The organism is uncultured Idiomarina sp. (assembly GCF_964010655.1).
Taxonomy (GTDB): domain Bacteria; phylum Pseudomonadota; class Gammaproteobacteria; order Enterobacterales; family Alteromonadaceae; genus Idiomarina; species Idiomarina baltica.
In genome coordinates this window covers 25,592-50,981 of the sequence record NZ_CAXGLS010000004.1, presented here as the reverse complement: position 1 = coordinate 50,981, position 25,390 = coordinate 25,592, and the positions used below count along the sequence as shown (strand labels likewise).

At 46.7% G+C, this 25,390-nt stretch carries 23 protein-coding genes; 9 read left to right on the top strand and 14 right to left on the bottom strand.

The genetic code is table 11. The annotated features are described in order from the left end of the window. Window positions 1-51: 51 nt before the first annotated feature. Window positions 52-1,404 carry a glutathione-disulfide reductase gene (gene gorA, locus ABNS04_RS02210; protein ID WP_272977586.1) on the top strand — a complete coding sequence of 451 codons (1,353 nt, stop codon included), beginning with the start codon at window positions 52-54 and terminating at the stop codon, window positions 1,402-1,404. 147 nt (window positions 1,405-1,551) lie between these two features. Beyond that, window positions 1,552-4,443, top strand: coding sequence for an insulinase family protein (locus tag ABNS04_RS02205; protein WP_348671173.1), 2,892 nt, complete (start codon window positions 1,552-1,554; stop codon window positions 4,441-4,443). Window positions 4,444-4,533: 90 nt separating this feature from the next. On the opposite strand, the gene ABNS04_RS02200 is transcribed toward ABNS04_RS02205, so the two are convergent. Next, window positions 4,534-4,863 (bottom strand): hypothetical protein, encoded by a 330-nt coding sequence (locus tag ABNS04_RS02200; RefSeq protein ID WP_006954399.1) that lies wholly within the window; start codon window positions 4,861-4,863, stop codon window positions 4,534-4,536. A gap of 261 nt (window positions 4,864-5,124) precedes the next feature. Between ABNS04_RS02200 and ABNS04_RS02195 the strand changes: the two genes are divergently transcribed. Next, window positions 5,125-5,295, top strand: a complete 171-nt coding sequence (locus tag ABNS04_RS02195) for a hypothetical protein (protein WP_006954401.1) — start codon at window positions 5,125-5,127, stop codon at window positions 5,293-5,295. Between the two features lie 47 nt (window positions 5,296-5,342). Here ABNS04_RS02195 and gdhA read toward each other — a convergent pair whose 3' ends face one another. Together gdhA and ABNS04_RS02185 are read right to left on the bottom strand one after the other, a co-directional pair. Continuing rightward, window positions 5,343-6,695 carry an NADP-specific glutamate dehydrogenase gene (gene gdhA / locus ABNS04_RS02190; protein ID WP_272978127.1) on the bottom strand — a complete coding sequence of 451 codons (1,353 nt, stop codon included), beginning with the start codon at window positions 6,693-6,695 and terminating at the stop codon, window positions 5,343-5,345. Between the two features lie 62 nt (window positions 6,696-6,757). After that, window positions 6,758-8,464, bottom strand: coding sequence for a M1 family metallopeptidase (locus ABNS04_RS02185; RefSeq protein WP_286682102.1), 1,707 nt, complete (start codon window positions 8,462-8,464; stop codon window positions 6,758-6,760). A gap of 199 nt (window positions 8,465-8,663) precedes the next feature. On the opposite strand from ABNS04_RS02185, the gene ABNS04_RS02180 reads away from it, so the two are divergent. After that, window positions 8,664-11,324 carry a GGDEF domain-containing phosphodiesterase gene (locus tag ABNS04_RS02180; RefSeq protein ID WP_272977716.1) on the top strand — a complete coding sequence of 887 codons (2,661 nt, stop codon included), beginning with the start codon at window positions 8,664-8,666 and terminating at the stop codon, window positions 11,322-11,324. Here the strand turns inward: ABNS04_RS02180 and ABNS04_RS02175 are convergent. From ABNS04_RS02175 to hemH, 3 genes are read right to left on the bottom strand one after another with little or no spacing between them, the layout of a single operon-like run. After that, the gene (locus tag ABNS04_RS02175; RefSeq protein WP_272977715.1) at window positions 11,317-11,784 is read right to left on the bottom strand and encodes a hypothetical protein; all 468 of its coding nucleotides are present in this window, start codon (window positions 11,782-11,784) and stop codon (window positions 11,317-11,319) included. The two genes, ABNS04_RS02180 and ABNS04_RS02175, sit on opposite strands and share 8 nt — an antisense overlap. Window positions 11,785-11,792: 8 nt before the next feature. Continuing rightward, window positions 11,793-12,296: a retropepsin-like aspartic protease gene (locus tag ABNS04_RS02170; protein ID WP_272977714.1), complete on the bottom strand. Its 504-nt coding sequence runs from the start codon at window positions 12,294-12,296 to the stop codon at window positions 11,793-11,795. Window positions 12,297-12,303: 7 nt separating this feature from the next. Further along, a complete protein-coding gene (gene hemH / locus ABNS04_RS02165) occupies window positions 12,304-13,401 on the bottom strand; it encodes a ferrochelatase (RefSeq protein WP_272977713.1) in 1,098 nt (365 codons plus the stop codon). Between the two features lie 129 nt (window positions 13,402-13,530). On the opposite strand from hemH, the gene ABNS04_RS02160 reads away from it, so the two are divergent. Next, complete coding sequence (locus tag ABNS04_RS02160; protein WP_272977712.1) at window positions 13,531-14,148, top strand: VTT domain-containing protein; 618 nt, start codon at window positions 13,531-13,533, stop codon at window positions 14,146-14,148. A gap of 10 nt (window positions 14,149-14,158) precedes the next feature. Beyond that, window positions 14,159-15,193, top strand: a complete 1,035-nt coding sequence (locus ABNS04_RS02155) for a CNNM domain-containing protein (protein WP_272977711.1) — start codon at window positions 14,159-14,161, stop codon at window positions 15,191-15,193. On the opposite strand, the gene ABNS04_RS02150 is transcribed toward ABNS04_RS02155, so the two are convergent. Continuing rightward, window positions 15,158-15,883, bottom strand: coding sequence for a sulfite exporter TauE/SafE family protein (locus ABNS04_RS02150; protein ID WP_272977710.1), 726 nt, complete (start codon window positions 15,881-15,883; stop codon window positions 15,158-15,160). The two genes, ABNS04_RS02155 and ABNS04_RS02150, sit on opposite strands and share 36 nt — an antisense overlap. 95 nt (window positions 15,884-15,978) lie before the next feature. On the opposite strand from ABNS04_RS02150, the gene ABNS04_RS02145 reads away from it, so the two are divergent. Then, window positions 15,979-16,908: a rhodanese-related sulfurtransferase gene (locus tag ABNS04_RS02145; protein WP_272977709.1), complete on the top strand. Its 930-nt coding sequence runs from the start codon at window positions 15,979-15,981 to the stop codon at window positions 16,906-16,908. Between the two features lie 57 nt (window positions 16,909-16,965). Continuing rightward, window positions 16,966-17,442 carry a Dps family protein gene (locus ABNS04_RS02140; protein ID WP_006954414.1) on the top strand — a complete coding sequence of 159 codons (477 nt, stop codon included), beginning with the start codon at window positions 16,966-16,968 and terminating at the stop codon, window positions 17,440-17,442. Between the two features lie 55 nt (window positions 17,443-17,497). Here the strand turns inward: ABNS04_RS02140 and ABNS04_RS02135 are convergent, their stop codons facing one another. Continuing rightward, window positions 17,498-19,129 carry a TonB-dependent receptor gene (locus tag ABNS04_RS02135; protein ID WP_287830641.1) on the bottom strand — a complete coding sequence of 544 codons (1,632 nt, stop codon included), beginning with the start codon at window positions 19,127-19,129 and terminating at the stop codon, window positions 17,498-17,500. 18 nt (window positions 19,130-19,147) lie between these two features. After that, window positions 19,148-19,942, bottom strand: a complete 795-nt coding sequence (locus tag ABNS04_RS02130; protein ID WP_272978521.1) for a TonB-dependent receptor plug domain-containing protein — start codon at window positions 19,940-19,942, stop codon at window positions 19,148-19,150. 195 nt (window positions 19,943-20,137) lie between these two features. On the opposite strand from ABNS04_RS02130, the gene ABNS04_RS02125 reads away from it, so the two are divergent. Then, the gene (locus ABNS04_RS02125; RefSeq protein ID WP_272978522.1) at window positions 20,138-20,335 is read left to right on the top strand and encodes a DUF3185 family protein; all 198 of its coding nucleotides are present in this window, start codon (window positions 20,138-20,140) and stop codon (window positions 20,333-20,335) included. Between the two features lie 30 nt (window positions 20,336-20,365). Here ABNS04_RS02125 and ABNS04_RS02120 read toward each other — a convergent pair whose 3' ends face one another. Genes ABNS04_RS02120 through ABNS04_RS02100 form a run of 5 tightly spaced genes read right to left on the bottom strand, consistent with a single transcriptional unit; the run spans window position 20,366 to window position 25,387 of the window. Then, a complete protein-coding gene (locus ABNS04_RS02120; protein WP_272978523.1) occupies window positions 20,366-21,682 on the bottom strand; it encodes an MFS transporter in 1,317 nt (438 codons plus the stop codon). A gap of 9 nt (window positions 21,683-21,691) precedes the next feature. Then, window positions 21,692-22,408 carry a phosphotransferase gene (locus ABNS04_RS02115; RefSeq protein ID WP_272978524.1) on the bottom strand — a complete coding sequence of 239 codons (717 nt, stop codon included), beginning with the start codon at window positions 22,406-22,408 and terminating at the stop codon, window positions 21,692-21,694. Further along, on the bottom strand, window positions 22,405-22,998 hold the full coding sequence (pnuC, locus tag ABNS04_RS02110; RefSeq protein ID WP_272978525.1) for a nicotinamide riboside transporter PnuC: 594 nt from the start codon (window positions 22,996-22,998) through the stop codon (window positions 22,405-22,407). The genes ABNS04_RS02115 and pnuC overlap by 4 nt, the downstream gene beginning before the upstream one ends. A gap of 4 nt (window positions 22,999-23,002) precedes the next feature. Further along, window positions 23,003-23,263, bottom strand: coding sequence for a hypothetical protein (locus ABNS04_RS02105; protein ID WP_272978526.1), 261 nt, complete (start codon window positions 23,261-23,263; stop codon window positions 23,003-23,005). 9 nt (window positions 23,264-23,272) lie between these two features. Continuing rightward, window positions 23,273-25,387 carry a TonB-dependent receptor gene (locus tag ABNS04_RS02100; protein ID WP_272978527.1) on the bottom strand — a complete coding sequence of 705 codons (2,115 nt, stop codon included), beginning with the start codon at window positions 25,385-25,387 and terminating at the stop codon, window positions 23,273-23,275. Window positions 25,388-25,390: the final 3 nt, after the last annotated feature.

The window sequence follows — 25,390 nt, the reverse complement described above, 5'->3', positions numbered from 1 at the left end:
CGGGGTTTTTACTCATCATATGCGCATCTTAGATTTGAGGAGTCGATTTTCATGAGCAGACATTATGACTATTTAGCTATCGGTGCAGGAAGCGGCGGCATCGCTTCAGCTAACCGCGCGGCCATTCGCGGCGCAAAAGCCGCTGTTATAGAAGCCAATGCGGTGGGTGGCACCTGCGTTAACGTCGGTTGTGTACCGAAAAAAGTCATGTGGTATGGCGCTCATATTGCCGAAGCAGTGAAATACTCATCCGCATATGGCTTTGATCTCGATCAGAAAGGTTTTGATTGGGCAACGATGGTTAAAAACCGTGAGGCTTACATTGAACGTATTCACGGCGGTTACCATCGTGGGTTCCAAGGCAATGGTGTTGAATTTATCGAAGGCTTTGCCAAATTCGTTGACCACCGCACCGTCGAAGTTAACGGTGAGAAAATTACTGCCGACCACATTACCATCGCTACTGGCGGTCGACCGATGATACCTGACGTACCGGGTGCCGAACACGGTATCGATTCAGATGGTTTTTTTGCGTTAACAGAACAACCTAAAAAGGCTGCTGTAGTAGGTGCAGGCTACATTGCCGTTGAGATTGCCGGCGTTTTTCAGGCGCTAGGAACAGACACACACTTACTCGTGCGTCGCGATCGTCCACTGCGCTCGTTCGACCGTTACATCACCGATGGTCTTTTAGAGCGTATGGAGCAAGACGGGCCTACCTTGCATACAGAAACCGTGGTTAAAGAGGTAGTTAAAGAGCAAAACGGTACGCTCACCTTGCACTTTGAAAACGGCGAAACAATGAAGGATGTCGACTGCCTTGTGTGGGCAATTGGCCGTGTCCCTGCAACCGATAAGATCAACCTCGAAACAACAGGTGTTGAGCTTGACGCGCAAGGCTTTATTAAAGTCGATAAGTTCCAAAACACCAGCGTGCAAGGCATTTACGCCGTAGGCGACAATACCGGTGCTACTGCTCTCACGCCCGTCGCCATTAAAGCGGGTCGCCAGCTGGCTGAGCGTTTGTTTAATGATATGCCGAACGCTCATATGGATTATGAGAATATCCCGACCGTGGTTTTCAGCCATCCAACCATTGGTACTGTCGGCTTAAGCGAAGAAGATGCCATCGTTAAATACGGTAAGAGCAATATCAAAGTGTATACCTCTTCTTTTGCTGCGATGTATAACGCCGTCACGCCACACCGCGCACTCAGCTACTTCAAAATTGTGTGCTACGGAAAAGAAGAGCGCGTCGTCGGTATTCACGGCATTGGTGAAGGCATGGATGAAATCCTACAAGGCTTCGCGACTGCGATGAAGATGGGCGCAACTAAAGCTGATCTCGATTCAACCGTGGCTCTGCACCCGACCAGCGCGGAAGAGTTTGTGACGATGCGCTAACCACTTACTGACAGTCGCTTAGTCTGCAAAGACAAGCGGCTGTCAAATTCTGTTACAAATTGCTTTGTGCCGTTGCATTTCTTTACTGCAAGAAACGACGTATTTCTGTTTATTATAAGGTACACCCTTAACAGGAATATGACGCTTATGAAGAACCTATTTATGCTGTCTGCACTCACTTCAGCCCTTATTTTGGCTGGTTGCAGCAGTTCAGAAACTCAATCTAATAATGCGCAAGTAGCAGCGCAGTCACAACAAGCACTCGCTGAACAAGTCGTAAAGAGTCCGAACGACGAACGCCAATATCGAGTCGTCACACTGCCCAATCAACTCGAAGTCATGCTCATTTCCGATCCAAACACAGAGAAATCGGCAGCTGCTTTGAGTGTTGGTGTGGGCTTGCTCAAAGATCCCATGACCCAACAAGGTATGGCGCATTATCTTGAACACATGCTGTTTCTCGGAACCGACAAGTATCCGGATACCAATGGTTATAGCGAGTTCATGAGTAATAACGGTGGTAGCCAAAACGCATCAACTTGGCTTGATATCACGAACTACATGTTCAAAGTGAACAATAGTGCGTACGATGAAGCACTTGACCGCTTCTCAGATTTCTTCAAATCACCCAAGCTATACGCAGAATACGCCGACAAAGAAAAAAATGCCGTCAACGCTGAGTGGTCGATGCGCCGTGAGATGGACTTTTTTGGTCAGTTTAAGCTCGCTCGCATGCTTTTAGGTGAACACCCGGCAAACCGCTTTTTAATTGGTAACAACGATTCACTCGGTGATAAAGACAACAGCAAGCTACACGAAGAACTTGTGAACTTTTATAATCGCTATTATTCAGCGAACATCATGAAAGTCGCAATGATTAGCAACGAACCGCTGGACAAAATGGAATCATTAGCGAAAAAGCATTTCGCCAGCATCGAAAATGATGACATCGAGCCACCAGAAACAACGGATAAAGTCGACTTCGCGAAAGCGGGTAAAAAGCGTATTCACTACGTACCCAATGAAGATGTTAAGCAATTGCGCCTTGAGTTCATTATCGACGATAACCAAGACCAGTTTGCGGTAAAACCCAATCGCTTTGTGACCTATTTATTGGGCTCAGAAATGCCAGGCACACCGACTGAACGCCTCAAGGCAATGGGATTGATTTCTAGTTTAAATGCATCGGCGTCACCGACCGAGTACGGTAATTACGGCGCGTTAACCGTGGATATAAATCTAACTGATGCAGGTATGAAGCATCGTGAAGATATCACTGCCTTAGTCATGCAATATATCAACATGATAAAAGAGCAGGGCGTTGATAAAAAATACTTTAAGGAAATTCAAACCAGTCTGGCTAACAGCTTCCGCTTTTTAGAAAAAGGTGACGAGTTTGGTTACGTTTCATCGCTTGCTTCCGCGATGCAGAATTACCCTGCTCAGTACGTGATAAGCGCACCTTACGAATACAAAGAATTTGATGCCGATGCGATTAATAACGTACTTAATCAGTTAACGCCTGAACACCTGCGCGTTTGGTACATTTCTAAAGATGAACCACACGACAAAGAGCTGAGTTTTTACGATGGTAAATACCAAGTCGAAGATATTGCAGCTTCAGAGGTTGCCACTTGGTCAGCCGAGCCACAGCTCGCAATTAACTTACCTAAAGTTAATACGTTGCTTCCTGAAAACTTCGATTTAAAGAAAAATGCTGACTTTGACCAGCCGAAAGTCGTTATCGAAGAGCCCGGCATTGAGGTATGGCAGTATCCAAGCCAAGTATTTGCCGACCAACCACGGGGCGTGCTAACCACCATCATCAACAACCCCGATCCGATTACTGACGTTAAGAAATCAGTACTGCTTGCTTTATGGCAGGATCTTTACAACCTGCGTGTGAGTGCTTTATCGACTGAGGCGAGCATCGCGGGCATGAGCTTAAGTCTTAACGATAATCGGGGTCTTACCTTTAATATTTCGGGCTTTACCGACAAACAGCCAGAACTCATGCAACGTGCACTAGAGGAGCTCACGTTTGATATCGAACCGCAAGCATTTGCACAAGCTGTTGATCGTTTAGTTCGCGGCATCAAAAACAAAGGACAACAATTCCCGTTATATCAATCCTTTGATGCGTACGGACAAATTATTCGCGAAGGTCAGTTTGCCGATGACAGCCTTATCCAAGCAGCCCAGAACGTAAAACCGGCTGATTTAGCAAGTTACATGGATGAGCTACTAGCGAATAACTCAATTAAAATGTTTGCCTTTGGTAACTACGACAAGGCTGATTTACAGTTAGCAGTCAATGAAATCAAAGATCTATTGCCCGCCAACAGAAGCGTCACCGAATACCGCACTGCACGCTTCTGGAAGCCGCAAGCTGACACTTCTTTAGTGTTACGTAAGGACTTATCTGTTGCAGACGTGGGAATTGTTGATGCACATATCAACGGCACACCGAGCTTCGCTACACAGGCAGCAGCGACCGTATTGCAAGGCCACTTCCGTACCGAGGCGTTTGATACCTTACGTACCGAAGAGCAGCTTGCCTATGCGGTAGGTACTTTTGCACCACAACTGGACCGCTACACCGGCTTTGGGCTTTATATTCAGACTCCGGTGAAAAATGTTGCCGATATGCAGGCGCGTTTTGAATCCTTCAAAAAGGAGTACTGGGAAACATTGCAGAACTTAAAGCCTGAGACGTTTGAACAGTTGAAATCAAGCACCTTAGTCACGCTTAACGAACCGCCGAAGAACCTGTCTGAAGAGTTACAGCCGGTGTTGAGCGATTGGTATTTACATCGTTATGACTTTGATACCAAGCAACAGCTAATTAATGCGGTTGAGCAAGTGACTCTGGAAGACGCGAAACAGTTCTACAAGGATACGGTATTAAACGAAGATAGTGCCCGGATCTCTGTACAACTACGCGGTGAGAAGTTCCAAGATGCTAGCTTTGCTGACCTTCCAAATCAGCAAGTGATTGAAGACTTAGCAGAGTTCCATCAAGAGATGCCTAAGCAATAGGCGATGATATGAAGAAAAGTAAAAGGCGCCGCTAGGCGCCTTTATTATAACTGCCGAATCAACTCGACAGTGGTTGGGAACAAGGTTCAACTATTTGTCAGCGCGGAGCTTTAGTGCACTCGGAAATCCGGTTGCCGCAACGCTGCTCGTCCGAAACTGCTCACGAACTTGAGATACGACGGTTTGAGCATCATTCGCTAACATCGCTTGGTTACTTAACATCAGGTCATACATCATGCGCTGCTGAGTCAGACGCACACTGCCACGAATGGTTTCATGATAACCCGTTTGTCCTGGTGTCACTGTGTAGTGTTGCATGACACTTGATGACGCAGGTGCCTGTTCTATATTCATTTCTGCACTTGCCATTACGTTCGCTGATACGACTAAGCCAGCGACTATCGAAATTAAACGTTTCATAATCTTGACTCCTAATCTTGAGGCTTACTTAATGAGTCGTACTCGCGTAAGCAAAGGTTGCATCACCGTGAAATTATTTTTGTTATGAGCTAACTATAGCGAGTTATCTATGTATTTGGGTTTCAAAAAGATGTCCATTTGTAAATGATTGGATCAAATCACGCAGATTAGCCTGGCTTTGATGAATTTTTTCGAACACAGCATCCAAACTGGTTATTTTTTCGTCTAATAGGTGATTGCCCTAATCTAGAGGAACTTATCATGGCTAACAGCAACCACTCGCAATGGGATTCACACCCCGATATTGGACCACAACCCGCCTGTACTGGAGCAGACTTGGATAACGAAACAGGCTTTTGGGAGCGGAGTCGACCTATCGACCCCTTTATCGAACAGAAAGAGTTAGACAGTATCGATGATCAACAGGAATAAAAAAAGGGAGTGCGTGCACTCCCTTTTTTAATGATGCCATCGTCAGATTAAACGACACCCTGCTCAATCATCGCATCAGCGACCTTTTTGAAGCCCGCGATATTGGCCCCCAAAACGAGGTTATTAGGTGAGCCAAATTGTTCAGCCGTGCGCTTACAGTCAGAGTAGATAGTTTTCATAATCTCTTGTAACTTACGATCCACCTCATCAAACGACCACTGCTGCATACTCGCATTCTGGGCCATTTCTAGCTGACTGGTTGCCACACCACCCGCATTCGCTGCTTTACCGGGACCATAACCGATTTTTTGTTCAACAAAGAAGTCGACCGCAGCTTGCGTCGATGGCATATTCGCTCCTTCAAGCACCGCTAAACAGCCATTTTCAGCGAGTGCTTGAGCATCCTGCTCAGTCAGTTCATTCTGCGTTGCACACGGAAACGCGATATCCCCCTCATAACGCCAGACACTATGCCCGTCTTCAGGGTAATCTTCACGAGCGATATATTCGGCGTCGTCGTGGGTGTCTAAATATGTTTTTAGGCGTTCATGGTTTTCTTCTTTAATCTGTTTAACTAGGTCTAAGTCAATACCTGATTTATGATAAACCATACCGTTTGAATCGCTGCATGTGACCGGTGTAGCACCGAGCTCGTAGAGCTTTTCCATCGCGTATATGGCGACATTACCGGATCCAGATACAAGGCACCGCTTGTCACTGAGCTTTTCGCCACGATCACCTAAAAGGCATTGAGCAAAGTAAACAGCCCCGTAGCCAGTGGCCTGTTTGCGTGCGTGCGAACCTCCCCAACGCAAACTTTTACCAGTCAGTACACCCTCGAATCGATTTTTTAGCCGCTTATACTGACCAAAGAGATAGCCAATCTCGCGGGTTCCCACACCAATATCGCCTGCCGGAACATCGGTGTGAGGACCAATGTGGCGATGCAACTCGGTCATAAACGATTGACAAAAACGCATGATCTCCGCGTCAGACTTGCCCTTGGGATCAAAGTTTGAGCCGCCTTTACCGCCCCCAATTGGGAGTCCAGTCAACGCGTTTTTAAATATCTGCTCGAAACCAAGAAACTTAATGATGCCAGCGTTCACTGATGGATGGAATCGCAACCCACCTTTATAAGGACCTAGGGCTGAATTGAATTCAATCCGATAGCCCTTATTCACATGAACCTGACCTTCATCATCTTGCCATGGCACGCGAAACATGATCTGTCTCTCGGGTTCTACGAGTCGCTCAATGATCGCCTGTTGACGATATTTGGGGTGCTCCTCCAACAACGGTTCGATAGACTCCAATACCTCTTCCACCGCTTGATAAAACTCATTTTGCGCCGGAGAGGTGCGTTTCAACATATCAATAGTTTCTTTTACGTAGCTCATGCGTTCCTTCTCGTTTCTAAAAGATACTTAATAAATAAACCTTCCATGGTGTTTTGGATCGTTTATTTGGCTTCAAACGCCGAATATTCATCCAAATAATCTTGTTGCCGCAAAATTTTCGACTCTGGATCGAGTACAATGTGTACGTCGTTAGACGGGAGTGTAATTGTCTTCGCCTCCTTCGATACGACAACGGTTCTTAGCTCACCACCGACGCGTATTTCGACGGGCATCGTAAAAGGAGCCTTTGCTGCCGATTTAAAGTGCAACGTAAGTTGGTCGCCGTCGCGTTCGGAGACTAACTCGGGTAGAGCCGCTTGATAAATATAATGCTCAAAAAACCATGTCATGTCTTTTCCCGTTTCGGCATTAACGGCATCGATGAAGTCTTGGGTATCGGCAAAATGTGGCTTGAAGTTACCTGGCTTGGGATCGTCCGTACCGTAGACAAGCTGTTGGGTTGCGTTAAAAAAGGCTTCATCGCCAATCAGGTAACGCAGCGTGTGCAAGACCCAAGCGCCTTTTTGATAAATATCGCTACCCGGTCCACGATCGGCTTTGTAGACGTCATCCTCGGACATTGGTTTATTTGAAACAATGGGATGCTCGTTACGAATCCCAATACGCTGGTCATACATCATTGTATGGTATAGGGCATCACCATGTAGATACTGGCCGTAGAGTGGTTGCATATAAGTACCAAATCCCTCATGTAGCCACATATGGTCCCAGTCCGTATTCGTGACTTGGTTGCCAAACCACTCATGCGCCAGCTCATGTTGTAGTAGCCAATCAAAGTCGTACTTCCCTGGTTTATAATCCTGCCCATAGGCATTAATGGTCTGGTGCTCCATCCCTAAATGAGGTGTTTGTACAACCCCCATTTTTTCAGCATAAAAGGGGTATGGCCCTATGACCCGTTCGTAAAATTCAAGTTGCTTAGGAAACTCCGCAAAGAGTTTTTGTGCTTTTTCCTTCTCGCCTCGCAAGTAATAGAATACAAGCGGGTATTCATGCCCGTAACGACTGTGATAGGTCGTCTCGAGCTTATCGTAAGGACCGATATTTAACGCGATGCCATAATTATTTTGTGACTGTTCGCTACGCCAATGATATTCGCTCCAATCATCGCCCTCAGTGGTTTCGATAAGTTGACCATTGCTTGCCGCGACGAGTCCCTTTGGCACACGAATGCGAATATCTGTTTGCTGCGGCTCAAACGTTGGGTGATCGAGGCAGGGCCAAATTAAATCACATCCCTCACCTTGCACTGCGGTCGCGATCCACGGTTGACCTGACTCAGTTTTAGACCACACATAGCCGCCATCCCAGGGCGCTCGTTCAGCCACATGAGGCTGGCCCTCATAATTGATAGTTACCTCGAACGGCTGGTTGACGGTGACACTATCAGGTAGGGTAAAACGGATCTCACCCTTTTCGTGACTAAAGTCACTCACCGGATGCCCTGCGGCGGTAATTGATGAGATACGATAGTTGTTGTCCAAGTCTAACAATAGCTGCTTCTGTTCAGCCGTTACGGTGAGTGTCAATGTCGTTGTGCCAATTACCGACTTTGTCTCAGGGTGAATATCAAAAAATAAGTCCGCCTGATCGAGTTCAATGTTTTTTTGTAAAGGCTTAAGCGCACCTCCAGTTTCAAGCGTTTGCGCTAGTGTTCGTTGCTCTTGAATTGGTGTGCTGCATCCTGACAATGCAGTAGCAGATAAGATCCCCAGCACGAGAGCCGAGTTTATAGCGTTAGAACCCATGTTTTCACCTCGTTTGTTTTTGTACTTATACACTAGCGCGTCTCCCACTTGGCATACAGTTCGTTAGTCGCTTCAAATACGGTGTTGATAGAAAGTTACATGACATTGATCAAAAATATATGTGCTCAGCGACATAATCTGTTACCTTGCAAATATACAAATATCAATAATAAAAATAACCTAATTAGAGAGAGCCGCTTTGTTAAAAGCATTACTCAAACATGCATCAACTTCCGTTGTTCATACGGCCGCGTTTACGTGCGTGTTGTTTGGAATGTTAGGCTTTGCAAACTATCTTTTTATCGAACCATCAAGCCGTATTAATTCTGCAAGTCTGTCATTAAGCGCCGCAGCGCTATGTATTGGCGTCGCACTTTACGGTCAGCAAGCTCATCGATACTGGCTTGCACGTATTGGCGGGATTGGGTTATTCGCCACTGGCCTCTACGCACTTAAAGCCACTGATCTACAATTGCCCCTATTCCTGCCCACCTGTTGTTTCATATTAGCGGCGGTCTACATCACCACGGGTAAGACTCAATTACATCGCATTATTTGGAAAGCCGTCGGTAGTATTTTTATCTTCATTGCGCTGATTAGCTTCGCTATTACTTGGCTCGATATTAATACCTACCCACTGATTCAAAACCCGATCGCATTTTCAGCAGCCACCATCATTGGCCTCATTGCCGGTTTAGGCATGCTATTTTATTGCTTTAATCAATCGCCCCCAAAGCAATCTATTCTTTCTCTAACAGGCTTAGTCTTAACCTTGAGTGCCACAATCGCAATTTGGTTCGCTCAATCGAATGCCGACATTAATGAAATACGCAGTCGCGGCGAAGTAAACCTGACTCAGTCAGCGGATGTGATTGGCCAAAGGCTCAGCTCTCAGTTCAGCGCGCTTCAGCGCCTCTATCGACGTTGGAGCGAATTACCAGCAGAATCTGTCGACCAAATTATCAATATTGATACAGAGGACTACACGCGCGATTTTTCATTGATTGAGTGGATGGGAGTCTACGATGATAGTCAACAGCTGATGTTTAGCCCTATCCCGATATCGGATATTGATAAAGAGATTTTAGAACAGCCTTCAATCAAGGCATGGCGCGCCAATAATGTGCATAATGAAAGCCGCGTTATTTCCGCCTATTCATTACAACAAGGCGTTCCACGATTAATTCTTAGTTACCCGATCACTAACCCAGACATCGAAGCCGATCAGTTAATCGCCAATTTAAATATCAAAGACCTCATGCGGATCGATCGCATACCTTATTTAGATATCTTCGACAGTTACGTCGAACTATCAGAAAGTTACCTATTACCGATAAGTAGTGATTCATTTGATGTTATTTCACTGTCCGAACTCACGGACATCCATGCCTACAAGGTATCGACCATGTCTTCGATTCTTGGGCAACCCATTAAGCTACACGCTGTTATTGCCGACGCTCATGTATTCTGGCAAGCGGCTCGCGTTAATCAAACCATACTCATCGCCGGAATCCTTCTTGCCTTTTTGTTGTTGGAGTCGATAGAGAGTAACCGCAAACTAACCGAACAACAGGGTCGCTTGATTCAAATGGCCAATTTTGACTCGGTGACTCAGCTAATGCGTCGCGATGTCTTAGAGACGAATATCAACCAGTGGCTATCGGTCAATCCAACTGACGCGCATATTTTGTTTATTGATTTAGATGGGTTTAAGCCCATTAATGATAGTTTAGGGCTTCATACAGGTAATGAGTTACTCAAGCGTATTGCGACACGCTTAGCAGAGGTCAGCCCTGCAACGGCGCAGTTATCAAGATTTAGTAGCGATGAGTTTATCGTCTTTCTACCCGGAGCCGATAAAACATCGTCGACGGAGGTGGCGCGTTCTTTGTTAACTGCCCTACGCGACAAGTTTGAAATCGATTATATCGATCTGTACCTCACTGCAAGTATCGGTATTGCGTCGCGTGAGTTTCAAGTGTCTTCTGCCGAAGCCTTTATTCAAAATGCTGACGTCGCGATGACTAAAGCGAAAGAGAGTGGGGGAAATACCTTCGCTTTCTTCACACAAGCGATGGGGCTGAAGTATCAGACAGATTTAACGCTACGTAATCAACTTCAAGTGGCGATTGAAAACCAACAACTGGAAGTCTTCTATCAACCATTCGTCGACCTCAAAAGCGAGCAGATAATCGGCGTTGAGGCGCTCGCTCGTTGGCGTGATAAACAAGGCAACTGGATACCTCCCGACGTTTTTATACCGCTAGCTGAGCATACTGGACAGATTATGCCGCTTTCCGATTTGATCCTAGAAATGTCAATTCGTGAGGTAGCTCAGTATGTTGCTCAGCCGAACTTTATATTGTCGATAAATTTGTCACCCAAACAGTTGCAAAATGGTCAGTTGGTCAGTCAAGTGACACAGTTGGCTCACAAGTACAAGATGCCGTTCAGTACGCTACAGTTTGAGTTGACAGAAACTATGCTAGTCGATGATGCAAAGGCTGCATTTAAACAACTCGCCGAGCTCAGAACACTCGGCTGCAAAATCGCTATTGATGACTTTGGCACCGGTTACTCATCGCTTTCTTATTTGAATGATTTACCCGCCGATATTATTAAAATTGACCGAAGCTTCACACGGCGAGTGCTTACCGATAGCTCATCGCACCCCATCACTGAGGCAGTGATTTCGATGGCGTTGGGTCTGAATAAGTCAATTACTGTTGAGGGAATTGAAAATGCCGAAGAAGCAGCTTACTTTGCTCGGCGTAGCTGCCAAGCGGCACAAGGTTTCTATTTCTACCGCCCTATGCCGCTCGAGCAACTCATAGAAGTGATTAATCCTGCGACTACTTAATGCGTTCGATTTTCATGCGTTTATTGACCTCTTTGCGTGACAGAAAATACGCATTAAACATGCCTCGCGTAATGGTATAGTTGCCCTCATCGTGCCAAGGAAAATAGTCTTCTGAGCCCTTTTGCTTCCAAACTTGACCGTTATCGAAAGTAAGTATCCATTTACCGTAAGCATCCTTGTCGCGACTTGTCAGTTTAACTGACATGCTTTCATCTTGTTTCAGCTTTTTATGCTCTAAACCAAAGTCAGCATTGTTGTCACGCTTCTGCTCGACTTTCTCTTTCATTTTGGCAGCAGGGACCGGCTTTTTATCTTGCTCATTCAATCGGTCGTAGCACATCAACCGCTCTTGGTCGTCCTGAATGAGCGCACAATCACGATATGATTGCTGCGCCATGGCCGCTGACGCTACAACGCCAGACACGAGTACTAACGAAATCGTCACAATATTAACTCTCATACCACCTCTTAATATTTAATGGTTAATGTATCGCCCTTTTGTACCAACTCCAGTTGTTTTAACGCACTCATGCCCAACAAGATCACATCATCTTCTAAGCCAGGCGTGATCGAGGCATCCACATTATCGAGTACAATATCGCCCAGAGTTAATGAGTTTAGGTGGGTTCTATAGGTAACAATACGTCCATTGGCGGTTGCAGAAATACCCTTTCGTCCTTTTACAAGGCCCAGTCTGTCAGCAATATGTTCTGGAATAGCCACTAAGGTAGCGCCGGTATCTAATAGAAACGTAACGGGTTGCTGGTTTATCTTGCCTGATACTACGTAGTGACCCATGCGGTTTTGCGTCAGTTCGACCACAGTTTGACCACTCAACCGCTGAGAAACAACGTCTTGGTTGGGATTAAATTGCTGTTCGAGCTTGTCTTGGAAGAACCAAAAAAGTAGCGCGAGGGCAAGTCCCCACGCTATAAAACTAAATGTTTTACCAAATCCTTGAGTGCTACTCATGCTTGACTCAATTCGCCGTATTTCGCTCTACCTTATCAGCTTCACGTTGTCTTGTCGCTAACGCTTCGGCCTGCTGCTCGGGTACAGTCCAGCCTGCGAGGTTATCTTTAATTAAGCTAACAAGTGCTGAGATATGCTCCTCTTCGGCATTGAGAGCGCTAATATATTCATAGCGTTCGCCCCCGTTCTCGATAAAGTACTCACGATTCTCTTCGCCTATCTCTTCAATAGTCTCCAAACAGTCGGATGAGAAACCCGGACACATCACTTGAACTGATTTGACTGACTGCTTCGGCAACGCCTTTAACGTCTCATCGGTGTATGGCTTTAACCATTCCTCACGACCAAAGCGCGATTGAAAAGTTGTCATATACTCTTGCTCACTGAGGCCAAGACGTTCAGCCACTAGGCGCGTGGTCTTATAGCACTCACAATGATAAGGGTCACCGTTTTTCAGGTAGCGCAAAGGTACGCCGTGATAAGAAAAAATCAGCTTATCGGCACGTCCGTGAGTTTCCCAATGGCGCTCTATCTTATTAACTAAAGCACTGATAAATGGGTCATAGTCGTGATAATGCGAAATGAAACGAAACTCGGGTAACCAACGTCGCTGAGTAAAGTCATTCGCTATTGCATCGAAGGTTGAGCCTACGGTCGATGCCGAATATTGAGGATAGAGTGGTAACACCAATAGTTTGCGTACGCCCGCACGCATCATTCTGTCCAGCGCATCTTGAATCGATGGTTTTCCGTAGCGCATCGCATAGTCCACTATCACATGTTCACCTAAATCCTGCGTCAGCGCGTGTTGCACCGCAGCGGCTTGGTCCTCTGTGTGATACAGCAAGGGCGAGCCCCGATCAGTCCATACGGTCTTATACGCCTCTGCAGAACGTTTAGGTCTGATATTCAGAATGATACCGTTAAGGATAATTTTCCAAAGCCAACGTGGAAACTCAACAACTCTGGGGTCAGACAGGAATTCTTTAAGGTAAGGCTTGAGCGCTGCTTTAGTCGGCGCATCGGGCGTACCTAAATTAGTGAGCAAAACACCGACTTTATCAGCTTGTTGATGCGAGAACGCGCTATTACCACGATAATTCATTGAGGAAACACCTTATTAACTTCATTCTGGGTTTAGTTTACGAAATTTTTCGACTTTACGATCCACTAAATTCCAATTTATGCAGTATAACGATACGATTAACTTAATCGAGTAAAAAGGATACCTAAAGTGAGTAACGAGCCTGCTTCAGCGCAGAAAATTGAACCGGATGATAAAAAAGCGAACAAGTGGTTCCAGAAACTCATTGACTCGCCTCATGCATTGGTGCTTTTATTTTTCTTCTCAGCGCTAGAAGCCACCATTATACCTATTCCTTTAGAACTCATATTAGTGCCATACATGCTTGTTGAGCGCCAGCGCATTTGGCTCATTGCTTCTGTCGCGCTAGCAGGTTGTCTAACAGGTGCGACCGCAGGCTATTTCGTGGGTCAAGCATTCATGGATACGGCAGGCGTTTGGGCAATAAACTATTTTGGTATTGAAGATTCTTTTGAACAATTTAAAAGCACACTCGAAGCTCAAGGTTTCTGGGCCGTATTTTTAGTCGGCGTAACACCCGTCCCCTTTCAAACAGCGATGTTAGCTGCCGGCGCTGTTGACTACTCCTTTGCTATGTTCATGCTGGCATCCGCGCTATCACGCGGTATTCGCTATTACGGACTGGCGTTACTCGCTCTCTGGTTAGGTCCTTATGCACAAAAATGGTGGCAAAAGCACGCTGTTAAGCTTGGTTGGGGGGTTGTACTTATAGCCGCAATGGTTATTATCGGCGTTCAACTCGTATAGGTACTCATTCATGTTTTTGCTGATTGTATTTGCGTTTATAGCTATTGGTATATCGTTTTTGTGCTCCATGCTTGAAGCGTCGTTGCTGTCGATTACACCAAGCTACATTGCTGGCCTCAAAGAACAGCGCCCCAAGCTGCACAAACAGCTATCTAAATTGAAACAGACGATTGATCGCCCGCTCGCTGCTATCTTGACCCTGAATACGATCGCGCATACGGCCGGTGCGGCGGGTGTGGGCGCCCAAGTTGGTGTTGTATTCGGAGATGGTTATCTCGGTGCCGCGAGTGCAGTCATGACTTTACTGATTTTGATTCTGTCAGAAATCATTCCGAAAACCATCGGTGCAAAATTTTGGCGTTCGCTCGCGCCTCTACTCCCGGGGATTTTGAACTTCTTAATCACTAGCCTTAAGCCATTTATCTGGCTATCGGATCAAATCACCAAACGTATTGGCGCCAACGAAGCGGATATCGATGTGCGCTCAGAAATCAAAGCGATGGCGACTATGGGACTTGAGCAAAATGCCCTCGATGAGGACGAGCGCCGAGTTATCTGGAACATTCTAGACCTACACGATATTCGCGTGAAACAAGTCATGACGCCGCGCACAGTATGCGAGACAGTGCGCCCAGATATGACCATTGGCGAGTTCTACAAGCACACTAAACAACTACCCTTTTCTCGATTTCCAGTCATCGATGCTGACGAGGAGCCGCATGGAATCTTGTTTCGCAGTGACGCGCTAGAAGCCGATCAGGAAACAACCCTTGCTGAGCTCACACGCCCAGTTGAAATTGTCACGGAAACGGTGAGTGTTGAAGCCTTAATGGCGCATCTGCTACAAGAACGCCAGCATATGTGTTTGGTCTACGATGAGCATGGAAGTTGGCTTGGGTTAATTACTTTAGAAGATATCATCGAGACCATTTTAGGTACGCCGATCATGGACGAAACCGATAATATCGCCAGCCTGCGTCGTTATGCTCGGCAGCGCTGGGATAAACGCTTAAAAAGCACTCCAAAGCAAGCGCAGAGCGAGTAAGGTAATGACCCATTTAAAGAGTTGGTCAAAGTGCTGGTTAGTCATTCTCTTTAACCAGCGAACCCCCATGTAGGTTCCTAAAAAACCGGCGGCTATCATACACATGATAAGTAACCACCACTGCTCAAAGACAAAACCTTGTGCGCCAAAGACAATTGCTTTCGGCGCATGTTGCATTGTCATAATAGCGGCAAATGTCGCCACAACCGTATGCCTATGATCAAAGCGTGCTTTTACGAAACTGGCGACCACGGGCCCTGAAGCACCAACAAACAGTGAAATAAAGCCACATAATGCCGCGCCAAGCGCTAAACCAACACGTCCCAAAATTAATTTAGGTAACTGCGGCCCCCAAGTTAAAAACAACAGGAACCCAGCAATACTCAACTGCAACCAATGTTGCGGTAATTGCAGCAATACGAGGCTACCCAGCAGCGTTCCGACCAATCCAAAGGGCACAAACCAAATGACGGTCCGCCAATCAATATGCCGCCACGTCAATGCTGAACGCCCTACATTCGATCCCATTTGCACAAAACCGTGTACCGGGATGATTGCATGCGCCGGCAATACCGAAGCTAGGACGGCAATAAGCACAGCGCCACCGCCAGCACCCGCGACAGCACTCAATAGTGATGTCAAAAACGAAAGACCCACCAATAAACTAAACCAGATATCCTGAACGCCCAACTCGCCCCCTACACACAACGCTCTAATTTGGTTATAATCCGCTCGATTTTAACGCCCCGGATTTGCGATCCGACCTGCTGAAAAAGGAAGTAAACATGTATATCTGTGCAGCCCTCTATAAGTTCGTTGAACTCAACGACTTTGAATCCCTCCGTGAACCACTCTACCAAGTGATGTTAGAGAATGATGTCAAAGGCACATTATTGCTCGCACGTGAGGGCATTAACGGTACTATCTGTGGCACCCGCCAAGGCATTGACAATGTACTAGCACACATCAACGCGGATGAACGCCTCGCTGGTATTGAGCATAAAGAGTCACCGAGCGATGAACAAGCGTTCTATCGCACTAAAGTGAAGCTTAAAAACGAGATTGTCACCATGGGTGTTGATTGGGTGGATCCAAAGAACACTGTGGGCACTTATGTCGAGCCCGAAAAGTGGAACGACCTCATCTCAGATCCCGAAGTGCTTTTAATTGATACACGTAATGAGTACGAATACGCCGTAGGCACGTTCAAAGGCTCGGTCAACCCCAAAACAGAAACCTTCCGTGAGTTCCCTGAATACGTCAAGGAGCACTTAGATCCGTCTAAACACAAAAAAGTAGCCATGTTTTGTACCGGCGGTATTCGTTGTGAAAAGTCGACGGCTTACTTGAAAGAGCAAGGATTTGATGAGGTCTATCATTTAAAGGGCGGCATCTTAAAATACCTAGAAATGGTGCCAGAGGAAACCAGCCTTTGGGATGGTGAATGCTTTGTTTTTGACCAGCGGGTAACGGTAAAACACGGTTTAGAGCAAGGTGCGTACGACCAGTGCTATGCTTGCCGCATGCCTATCACTGATGAAGAGAAGCAATCGGAACATTATGTGAAAGGGGTCAGTTGTCCACACTGCTACGACAAGACAACCGAAGAGCAAAAGGCGCGCTATGCCGAACGCGAACGCCAAATCCAACTTGCTAAACAGCGAGGCGAAGCGCACATTCGCGATGGTAAACGCGATGCCACACTACAAAACTGATCGGAATTGCGCTAGATTCGTATCAGTTCAACAGCATCGATTTACTGGAGAAAGGTAATGAAGCAATTAAAAGTGATTGGTTTAGATGAGAAAAAAGCTGAGCAATTAGCCGACAAACTCAACGAATTGTTGTCTAACTATCAGATTTTTTACATGAACGTTCGTGGCTTTCACTGGAATATTAAAGGTGAGCGCTTTTTTGAGCTACATGCCAAGTTCGAAGAAACTTACGACGATTTATTGTTGAAGATTGATGAAATTGCCGAGCGTATTTTGACATTAGGTCAACGCCCGATGCATGCCTATTCGACTTACATCAAGACCAGTGACATCGAAGAAGTCAAAGACGTTCATGATGGTCGCGCGTGTGTGGCTAACATCTTAGATAGCTATCAAACGACAATTCGCCTACAACGCGAAATTCAAGATCTGGCGAATGACGCAAATGATGAAGGCACCTCAGCACTGATGAGTGATTATATTCGCGAGCAAGAGAAAACTGCGTGGATGCTCACCTCATACCTAAACGACTAAAGTTACGAAGCTAGAAAATGAAAGCCCACCCTGCGGTGGGCTTTTTTGTGAGCGATTAAAAGCTGTACTTCGCTTTTACGTAGTAGTAGCCGCCGTTGATACCAAAAGGTAGTGTTTCCCAGCCATATTTAAAACCTGCTTGAGAGAACGGAACGCCTGCACTCCCCCATTCATCCGGATAAGTATCAAACAGGTTGTTTGCCCCCACGACCAGTTTAAAATCATCAGTCAGATCGTAACCGACCGACAAGTCAGTAAGCCACTTTCCATCCCATTTATGTTTGATACCGGTGAAAGCCTGACCTTCTACGGCGCCAAAGTAGTTAAATGCAAGATTAACGCTCCAACGATCACGCTCCCAGTCGGCCATAATCGATGCTTTCTCACTCGGTTGACCTTCTTCGATACGTAATACTTGAGTTTCGTTAAATATCTGCTCGGCAGGGATAAGTGATGAGACTGAGTTAACGCGTTCGACATCGGTATTAACAAAGCTCAACGCCGTAGTTAATACAAGATCGCCACTCAAAACTTCTGTCGGATATGACGCGATAATATCGACACCCTGCGTTTTGGTATCCACAGAGTTAGTGAAGAACTGCGCCGCGCCGAGATTGTTATTATCGAGTATAGTTGCGAACTCGGTACCAATATCTGCCGTTAGCGGCTCTGAGATAACGATGCGATCATCAATATTTATTTGATACAAATCGATGGTTAGGTCGAGTCCGTTTCGCCAACGTTTGATGATACCGATACTCGCGCTCTCAGATGTTTCTTCTTCGAGTCGGTTAATGCCAAATTGACGGGCAACTTCATCGTCATTCGACACAGTACCCGTTTGTACCAAAGTACCATTTACGATATTAGTAAGCACTTGTGAGTAATATATCTGTTGCACACCGGGCGCCCTAAAACCGGTCGCCAAAGTGCCACGGACCGAGAAATCATTGGTAATATCGTACCGCGTTGAGATTTTACCGGAGATGTTGTCACCGGCGATATCGTAATCTTCGTAACGCAACGCACCAGCAAGTAGCCAATCCGGTGTTACGTAGTACTCGGCATCAACGTATGCGCCGTAGCTATCACGTGAGGCATCTACTTCTTGTCCTGGACTAAAGCCAGGAAAGCCTTGGATACCGGCTTCTGCGGGCGCACCGGAAGGCGTTAGAATGGTTATTGAAGGGTCATTGCTACGACCATAAGCCCAAGACACCGGATCACCTGCATTGATCTCATAACCATCGGTTCTAAACTCAACGCCCAAAGCGAGATAGAGTAATTCGTTATTGACGTCGATGGTGCCATTAAAATCGAGGTTGAAGGTGGTTTGGTCAAACACTAATTCACCATCAAACGCCTCGGTCGGCGTGTCTGCGTAGATTCCACCGCCGGGTGCCGGCTCATAATACCAACTGACGTTTGCTGAGTAGGCAGAGTTAAAACCGAATTCATTTTTGCCATACACAATACTCGCGTCCCACAACCATGCATTGGGTAAGTCCCCCCGCAACCCAACCGCTATCGACTGATCATCCGCTTCGGTTTTAAGTTGTGGCAAAAAGCCATCTGGATAGATTGTCTCAATTGTACGAGGGTGTCCGCGACCACGGAAAAAGCCCGCTGAGCCACCATCGCGTGACGAAATACCACCAAAAGCATAGAGCTCGGTCGAGCCCGTCAATGTGTAGGCTGAGTTAAACTAAGCGTAATAGTTTTCTGAATCTGCATCCCCCACATGTAAACGTACAACAGGATCGCCATTACGATCCCACCAGTCACCGATTAATTGTCCACCGGTCGCTTCTAAGGTCGCTGGTGCAGCGCGATTAGTCATACCGCGGTCACGATATTCTAGAGTAAAATTAAAGTAGCCTTTATCGTTCGTAGTGCCCAAGTTGAGGCCAACTTGATTAACCTCACCATCACCTTCATAAGTTTGCCCGATTTCCGCACTCACGCTTCCACCGTCTCCTGATTTAAGCGTGATGTTGATAACACCTGCAATAGCATCCGATCCATATTGTGCGGCTGCACCATCCCGCAAGATTTCTACGCGCTCAACCGCAGTGATTGGAATCGCATTGATATCGTAGCCTGGTGAACCTTTGCCGATGGTTTCTTGAACGTTAACAAGCGCTTGTTGATGACGACGCTTACCATTGACGAGTACAAGTACTTGGTCAGGTCCTAGACCACGTAACGTCGCTGGTCGAATGATATCCGAGCCATCTGAAATGGTGGTGGAAGAAAAGTTAAACGAAGGCGCACTCATTTGAATAGCTTTACCGAGTTCAGAAGCGCCTGTCTCAGCCAGTTGCTCACTCGAGATAATGTCCACAGGTGACGCCGACTCGGTGGCCGTTCGCCCGTTTACTCGTGAACCCAAAGTAACAATACGCTCGATATTTTCAGGCACTTCTTCAGCTTGCTGTTGCTGTGCCAAAACCGGTGAGGCACCGCAAACGGCTGATACAGCAAGCGCGATGACACTCAATTTTATTGTTTTTCTTTCATGCTCGCTCTTCCTTCACCATTTTGTAATAGTTCATTTACAGTGTTTACTTATATTGGTGAAGAATATATATATGACATTTGACGTAACGTTGACGTCAAACTAAAAAATACATGCTATGGTAGTCATTGTAGTTAAATTATTTAATATATATAACAACAACTTAGGAAGATTCAGATGAACAAAATCGTAGGTCTTATTCTTTTAGTGGTCGGAGCAATTTTATTGTACTTTTCTTATGAGGCGTCTCAGTCGCTTGCTTCTGAAGCTTCACAAATGGTCACCAATGAGCCAACGGATAACACCATGTGGTATTTAACCGGTGGTGTGGTCGCCGTGATTATTGGGTTATACGCGGTATTTAAAGGAAAGTAAGTAAATTAGAGTATAAAGCAGTGTGTCTGGCTAACTGCCAGACACATTTTTAAGTGAAAGCGATGACAGTGTGGCAAGCACCCCAATGCCGACAAGTAGCCATAATACCGCCGCCACACCGTAAGAAGCATCGAGCCAACCAAGCAAGATACCAGCCAGTAGAATAACGCCCATCACCGTATTAGATACAGCAGTCAGTTGCGCGCGGTTATCTTGATTTGCCATGTCCACCAGATAGGTTTTACGCCCCACACGCGCGCCATGATGCGCCACTGCAGATAGGAACATTAAACCGCCCGCCGCCCAAATTGAACTTAACGCTTGTGGGAACCAATAATAAATCGCCAAGGCTACTAACATCACAAGCGTCGACATTACCGACGCCGCCGCCATCACATGATGGCTAGCCGAATCTGACCAACGTCCCCAAAACCGTCCGGCCAATAAGCCGGCTAAGCCACTAGCCAATAGTAAACTCCCTAGACTGGTATAGCCTGCATCGCCTTCGCGCTGAATAAGAACAACGATATATGGAATCGCAAAAGCCGCCGCAACTAATAAAGCTCGGGTAAGAACAAAGTGACCAAAAAGTGCATTACGCCACAGTAATGACAGTGACTTTAACGCTTCGCTGATAGCGTTACCGCCGCCCTCTGTTGCGCCAGCAACTTCGGGTATACCCGCGTAGGTGATTGCCGCACAGGTCCAAAGCAGCACGCCACCACCGAGCAATACAAGAAAGAGACTGCGTTGCCCCTCAACATCGGGAAACATCACAATAACTAACGCTGTCACTAAGGTCAGTAATCCCGCAGCCGAAGCGGCGACACCCGACAGTCGCCCACGCCGCGTTTTCGAGACGGTTTTGCCCGTCACGTCTTTATTGGCTACGGAACAGACCCCACGCGACAGTGAGAAAGTAATTAGAAACAAAATGACTGTCCAACCCAACGCGGTACCGTCCAAAGTCGCGACAGCCACAAGCATTAAAGCCAATGACACGGCTTGACCAACGCTACCGGCGACCCAAAACCACTTTCGTACAGGTTGCTCGCGTAATTTTTGCGCAACAAAGAGTTGTGGTAGTAACGCCAAAGATTCTCTTATGGGCACTAAGGCACTGATAAATACGGGTGGCGCGCCCAGTGCACTGAGCATCCAGGCTAAGACTAACCGTGCGCTCACCAGTGAATCGCCAAGTTTGGTCAGCATTAGAGAAATAAGCATCAATACGAATGAACGCGGTTGTTCATTGCATGCATTTTCGGGGATATCTTTACATACGCGTGCGTCTTCGTCTTCAGCAAGGTAGCCGTAGACACGATTCATCAATTGCTTATCAGCCATCACATTTCCCTAATCGTCAGCTAATTGATACCAAATGTCATTGACCCATTGCATCAATTGCAGCGCAGCTAGCACATCATCCCACTTTAAAGGTACCGGCGACTGCCGACGGTACTCATCAAAGCAGTCATGCTGTTCAGCCACTGAGCAGCGATTAATTAACATAGCACTGGCAAAATCAACGGCGGGGTTACCAAAACTGGCGTACTCCCAGTCCAACGCCACAGGTCGTTCTGTTAGTACGATATTATCGAAAGAAAGATCGAAATGGCAAAGACAAGATTGCGCTGCATCAATCGTTAACTGTTCTTGCAGCGCATGTATGCGTGCTAACTGTTGCTCAGAAGCGCACGCAAAATAGCCCTCAAGGCGTTGCCAGAAAGAAGGACCCTGGTAATCAACGCGCGTTTGATGCAGCGTAGCCATGAGACCAACCATGATAGTTAGTTTTTCGGTTCGCGGTAACTGACTTTGCGCTAGGGTAGGTCCTTCAACGAACGCTTGCAGCACCCAACGACTGTAATCGCTATCAATAATTTGAGGGGCCAAACCTTGCACCGCCAGAGCCCTTTGCAACTTCAGCTCATCCTCGCGATTAAGTAATAGACCCTCTGCCGCATTGAGCCACTTAAACAAGTAGCTTTCCTGAGCGCAGGTAATGCGCCAAACATCGTTCACTTGTCCAGTCGATATGCGTTCAACATGTTGAGGGGCCGGCAGTCTCATGTCGTCTGAACCGCAGGTCCATCATCCACTCGCCAGCGGTACATGGCATACACCACAAGTACCAGGTAGAGCACAAATAACATGGCTGTAGCGACGAATCCTTTACTTAAATAGAGATAAACATAGACCGAATCGATTACAAGCCAATACCACCAGGTTTCCATCGCCTTTTTGGTAACCAAGTAGGTCGCTAGTAGACTAAATGCGGTCGTAAAGGTATCGAGCCAAACCGCATCTGCATCGGTATAGTTTTGTAAAAGCACGGCGGTAACCACCGCAACCACTGATACCCAAACCCATTGCTTGAAATGCCACTTAAAGGAATAATGATGACCGCGTTGATTTTCCTCAATTGCAGTCCCCTGCTGTCGCCATTGCCACCAGCCATAACCTGCCATAATGACGTATATCACTTGCAGTAGCGATTCCATATACAGCTTTGCATCCCAAAAGATACTCGCATAAACACAACAGCTTACCGCCGCAGCGAGCCAGCACCCTTGCCTTTGATGCGCGGCAAGCACTAAGTAAGCAAGCGCCAGTAGCAAAGCGCCGAGCTCCCAAAAGGAGCTCAGCATAAGTTGATCCATTAACTCACTTAACATGGTCAGGGGTCAGGTCTTTATTGATAAACTTACAAACAAGAACCTGCGATGGCACCCGATCGTATAACCACTTGAGCTCCTTCGTCAGAGCGCCCATAACCACTTCAAGCTCACCAAATACTTGTGTGCTCATGGTGTTAGTGAGCACCGTTAAATCGGGATACTCATTCAGTCTATCGATAAACGCTTGAATCACCTCTATGTAATTATTTGCAAGCGGATAGAGCGAGAGTTCTGCAGAAAATGGCATACAACCTCCTTAAAATGTGTAACGTGCGGTAAGGCCAAATCGACGCGGCTCACCATATTGGACGTAGGTTTCCGTCACGTATTCATCGCGCGGGTCGTTACCGAAATAGAAGCCTCGAATTTCGTAGTCTTCATCGGTTAAGTTACGTCCCCAAAGGGTAAAACGCCACTGGTTCCAATCGTAATTAAGTTGCGCGTGCAGCAAGGCCATACTATCCGCTTGTTGATTGTGTGAGTTAGAGAAGTAAAAGCCATCTTTTAGATCGGTTTGAACGCTCCAGCTCAACGCATTCGTCAGTTGTCCCTCTAAGCCAATGTTGGCTTGGTAGTTAGGTGCGTGAGCTTGATCGCGTCCACTCATATCCCTGCCATCTTCGGTGACGAAGCCATCGATTTCCGTATCCAACCAGCCCAGTGATGCAAACGCACTGACGGAATCACTCAAACGGTATCTTAGCTCGGCTTCTAACCCATAGTTACTGCCTTGTGCAGCGTTCTCAATGTAACCCACGAACGACTGATTGCGATTTACCCAGCTCTTGAGCTGTACATCATCACGCCAGTTGTAAAACGTGGCCACCCGATAACTCCAATCGCTGCGCGTGGCCTTCATACCCACTTCCGCATTCCACAATATTTCAGGGGCAAAAGTCGCACGATCAAGTAAATAGGCTTCAAGTTCGTCAAGTTGTTGGTCTTTCGCGCGCCCTAACGCCTCACCATTAACGCCACCCGCTTTATAACCGCGTGCGAGCGTGGCATAAGCATAACTTTGCGGTGCATATTGATACCGTAAACTCAGATTTCCACCAACCATGGTATCGCTAGGCTCTGCAACCACTCCGTTACTATCAACATAGTCATTGTCGTAACGTTCGATACGCAAACCACCAATCCAGCTCCAGTTATCGTTGACTTGTTGGACAAGCTCGCCATAGATCGCTTGGTTTTGAGTTTCGTAACTACTGCCGAAAATACTTGGTGAACCGATGTCCCAATTATAGTAATCACGGGTCAGGTTCACGTCTTTACTGTAATAGTAAACACCGACCGTCCAGTCTGTTGGCAAGCCCCACAGGTTAATGGGTGCATCCGATGTAAAACGAACTTCAGCAGTTACATCGTCTCGCTCACGATAATACGCGTCAAAAGAAGAGTACTCCCAACCTGGAGCGATGCCGACATAAGTCCAGTCTTCATCAAATGCGTAGTCTTTGTCAGCGCTGAGCACGTTAACCGCGGTTTCAATCGTGAATTTTTCAAAGCCGCTGTAATCCAGCTGTAATCGCCCTGCCGTTGAATCCAAACGATCAAACCCAGGTTCATCAGATAAGGTGGTGCGGTCGTTCTCTAAACTAAAGGCATCGTAGCCATTATCAATATCCATTTTATGGATACGCGTTTTTAAAAGCCAATCTTGCCCGAGCTGGGTATCGATGCTTAAGCGCGCAGTAAATTCATCACGTTGCTCAGTATCATCGCGGTTTAGAAAGGTATTTTCGGTGTAGCCATCTTGGTCGAATTGCATGAGGGATAAGCGTGCATTGCCCAACGCGCCCAAGGAACCACCCACAGCACCGGCCAATGTGCTTTCAGAGTAGTTACCCACACCGATTAGCCACTCTCCACTCGTAACCTCGGTGGGCTGATTAGACTCGAGCAACACCATACCCGCCAGCCCGTTAACGCCAAAGCGCCCACTTTGTGGACCACGGTAGACTTCCACTTGTCCGACATCGAATAATGTCGCTGCAGAACCCAACCCAGAATAGTCGATGCCATCAATGACTAAGCCGACCGATGGATTAATTGCATCAACGAATTGCGAACGTTCGCCGATACCGCGGATCTGGATGAAACGTGCCGTACTGGAGCCACCCGAAAAATTGACGTTAGCAACCGAGTTCAACACGTCCTGCAAGTGACGTGATGCGCGTTGCTGCATTGAGTTTTCATCAACAATGGCAATGCTGCGAGTGGTCTGTGTGATGGTCTGCTTTTGAAAGTCACCGACCACCTCAATGGATTCATCAATAGTGGTTTCGTTGGTATCTTGTGCCCAAACAGAAGTGCTGCTCAGTACACTAACCAGAAGCGCAGATAGTTTAAATCTGTTGTTATGCATGGA

Coding starts and splice junctions, on each gene's coding strand:
- ABNS04_RS02205 (WP_348671173.1), top strand. CDS start 1,552: ATGAAGAACCTATTTATGCTGTCTGCACTCACTTCAGCCCTTATTTTG.
- ABNS04_RS02175 (WP_272977715.1), bottom strand. CDS start 11,784: ATGAGAGTTAATATTGTGACGATTTCGTTAGTACTCGTGTCTGGCGTT.
- ABNS04_RS02170 (WP_272977714.1), bottom strand. CDS start 12,296: ATGAGTAGCACTCAAGGATTTGGTAAAACATTTAGTTTTATAGCGTGG.
- ABNS04_RS02185 (WP_286682102.1), bottom strand. CDS start 8,464: ATGGGTTCTAACGCTATAAACTCGGCTCTCGTGCTGGGGATCTTATCT.
- hemH (WP_272977713.1), bottom strand. CDS start 13,401: ATGAATTATCGTGGTAATAGCGCGTTCTCGCATCAACAAGCTGATAAA.
- ABNS04_RS02105 (WP_272978526.1), bottom strand. CDS start 23,263: ATGCCATTTTCTGCAGAACTCTCGCTCTATCCGCTTGCAAATAATTAC.
- ABNS04_RS02140 (WP_006954414.1), top strand. CDS start 16,966: ATGAAGCAATTAAAAGTGATTGGTTTAGATGAGAAAAAAGCTGAGCAA.
- ABNS04_RS02195 (WP_006954401.1), top strand. CDS start 5,125: ATGGCTAACAGCAACCACTCGCAATGGGATTCACACCCCGATATTGGA.
- ABNS04_RS02125 (WP_272978522.1), top strand. CDS start 20,138: ATGAACAAAATCGTAGGTCTTATTCTTTTAGTGGTCGGAGCAATTTTA.
- ABNS04_RS02200 (WP_006954399.1), bottom strand. CDS start 4,863: ATGAAACGTTTAATTTCGATAGTCGCTGGCTTAGTCGTATCAGCGAAC.
- ABNS04_RS02155 (WP_272977711.1), top strand. CDS start 14,159: ATGTTTTTGCTGATTGTATTTGCGTTTATAGCTATTGGTATATCGTTT.
- ABNS04_RS02115 (WP_272978524.1), bottom strand. CDS start 22,408: ATGAGACTGCCGGCCCCTCAACATGTTGAACGCATATCGACTGGACAA.
- pnuC (WP_272978525.1), bottom strand. CDS start 22,998: ATGGATCAACTTATGCTGAGCTCCTTTTGGGAGCTCGGCGCTTTGCTA.
- ABNS04_RS02120 (WP_272978523.1), bottom strand. CDS start 21,682: ATGGCTGATAAGCAATTGATGAATCGTGTCTACGGCTACCTTGCTGAA.
- gorA (WP_272977586.1), top strand. CDS start 52: ATGAGCAGACATTATGACTATTTAGCTATCGGTGCAGGAAGCGGCGGC.
- ABNS04_RS02145 (WP_272977709.1), top strand. CDS start 15,979: ATGTATATCTGTGCAGCCCTCTATAAGTTCGTTGAACTCAACGACTTT.
- ABNS04_RS02100 (WP_272978527.1), bottom strand. CDS start 25,387: ATGCATAACAACAGATTTAAACTATCTGCGCTTCTGGTTAGTGTACTG.
- gdhA (WP_272978127.1), bottom strand. CDS start 6,695: ATGAGCTACGTAAAAGAAACTATTGATATGTTGAAACGCACCTCTCCG.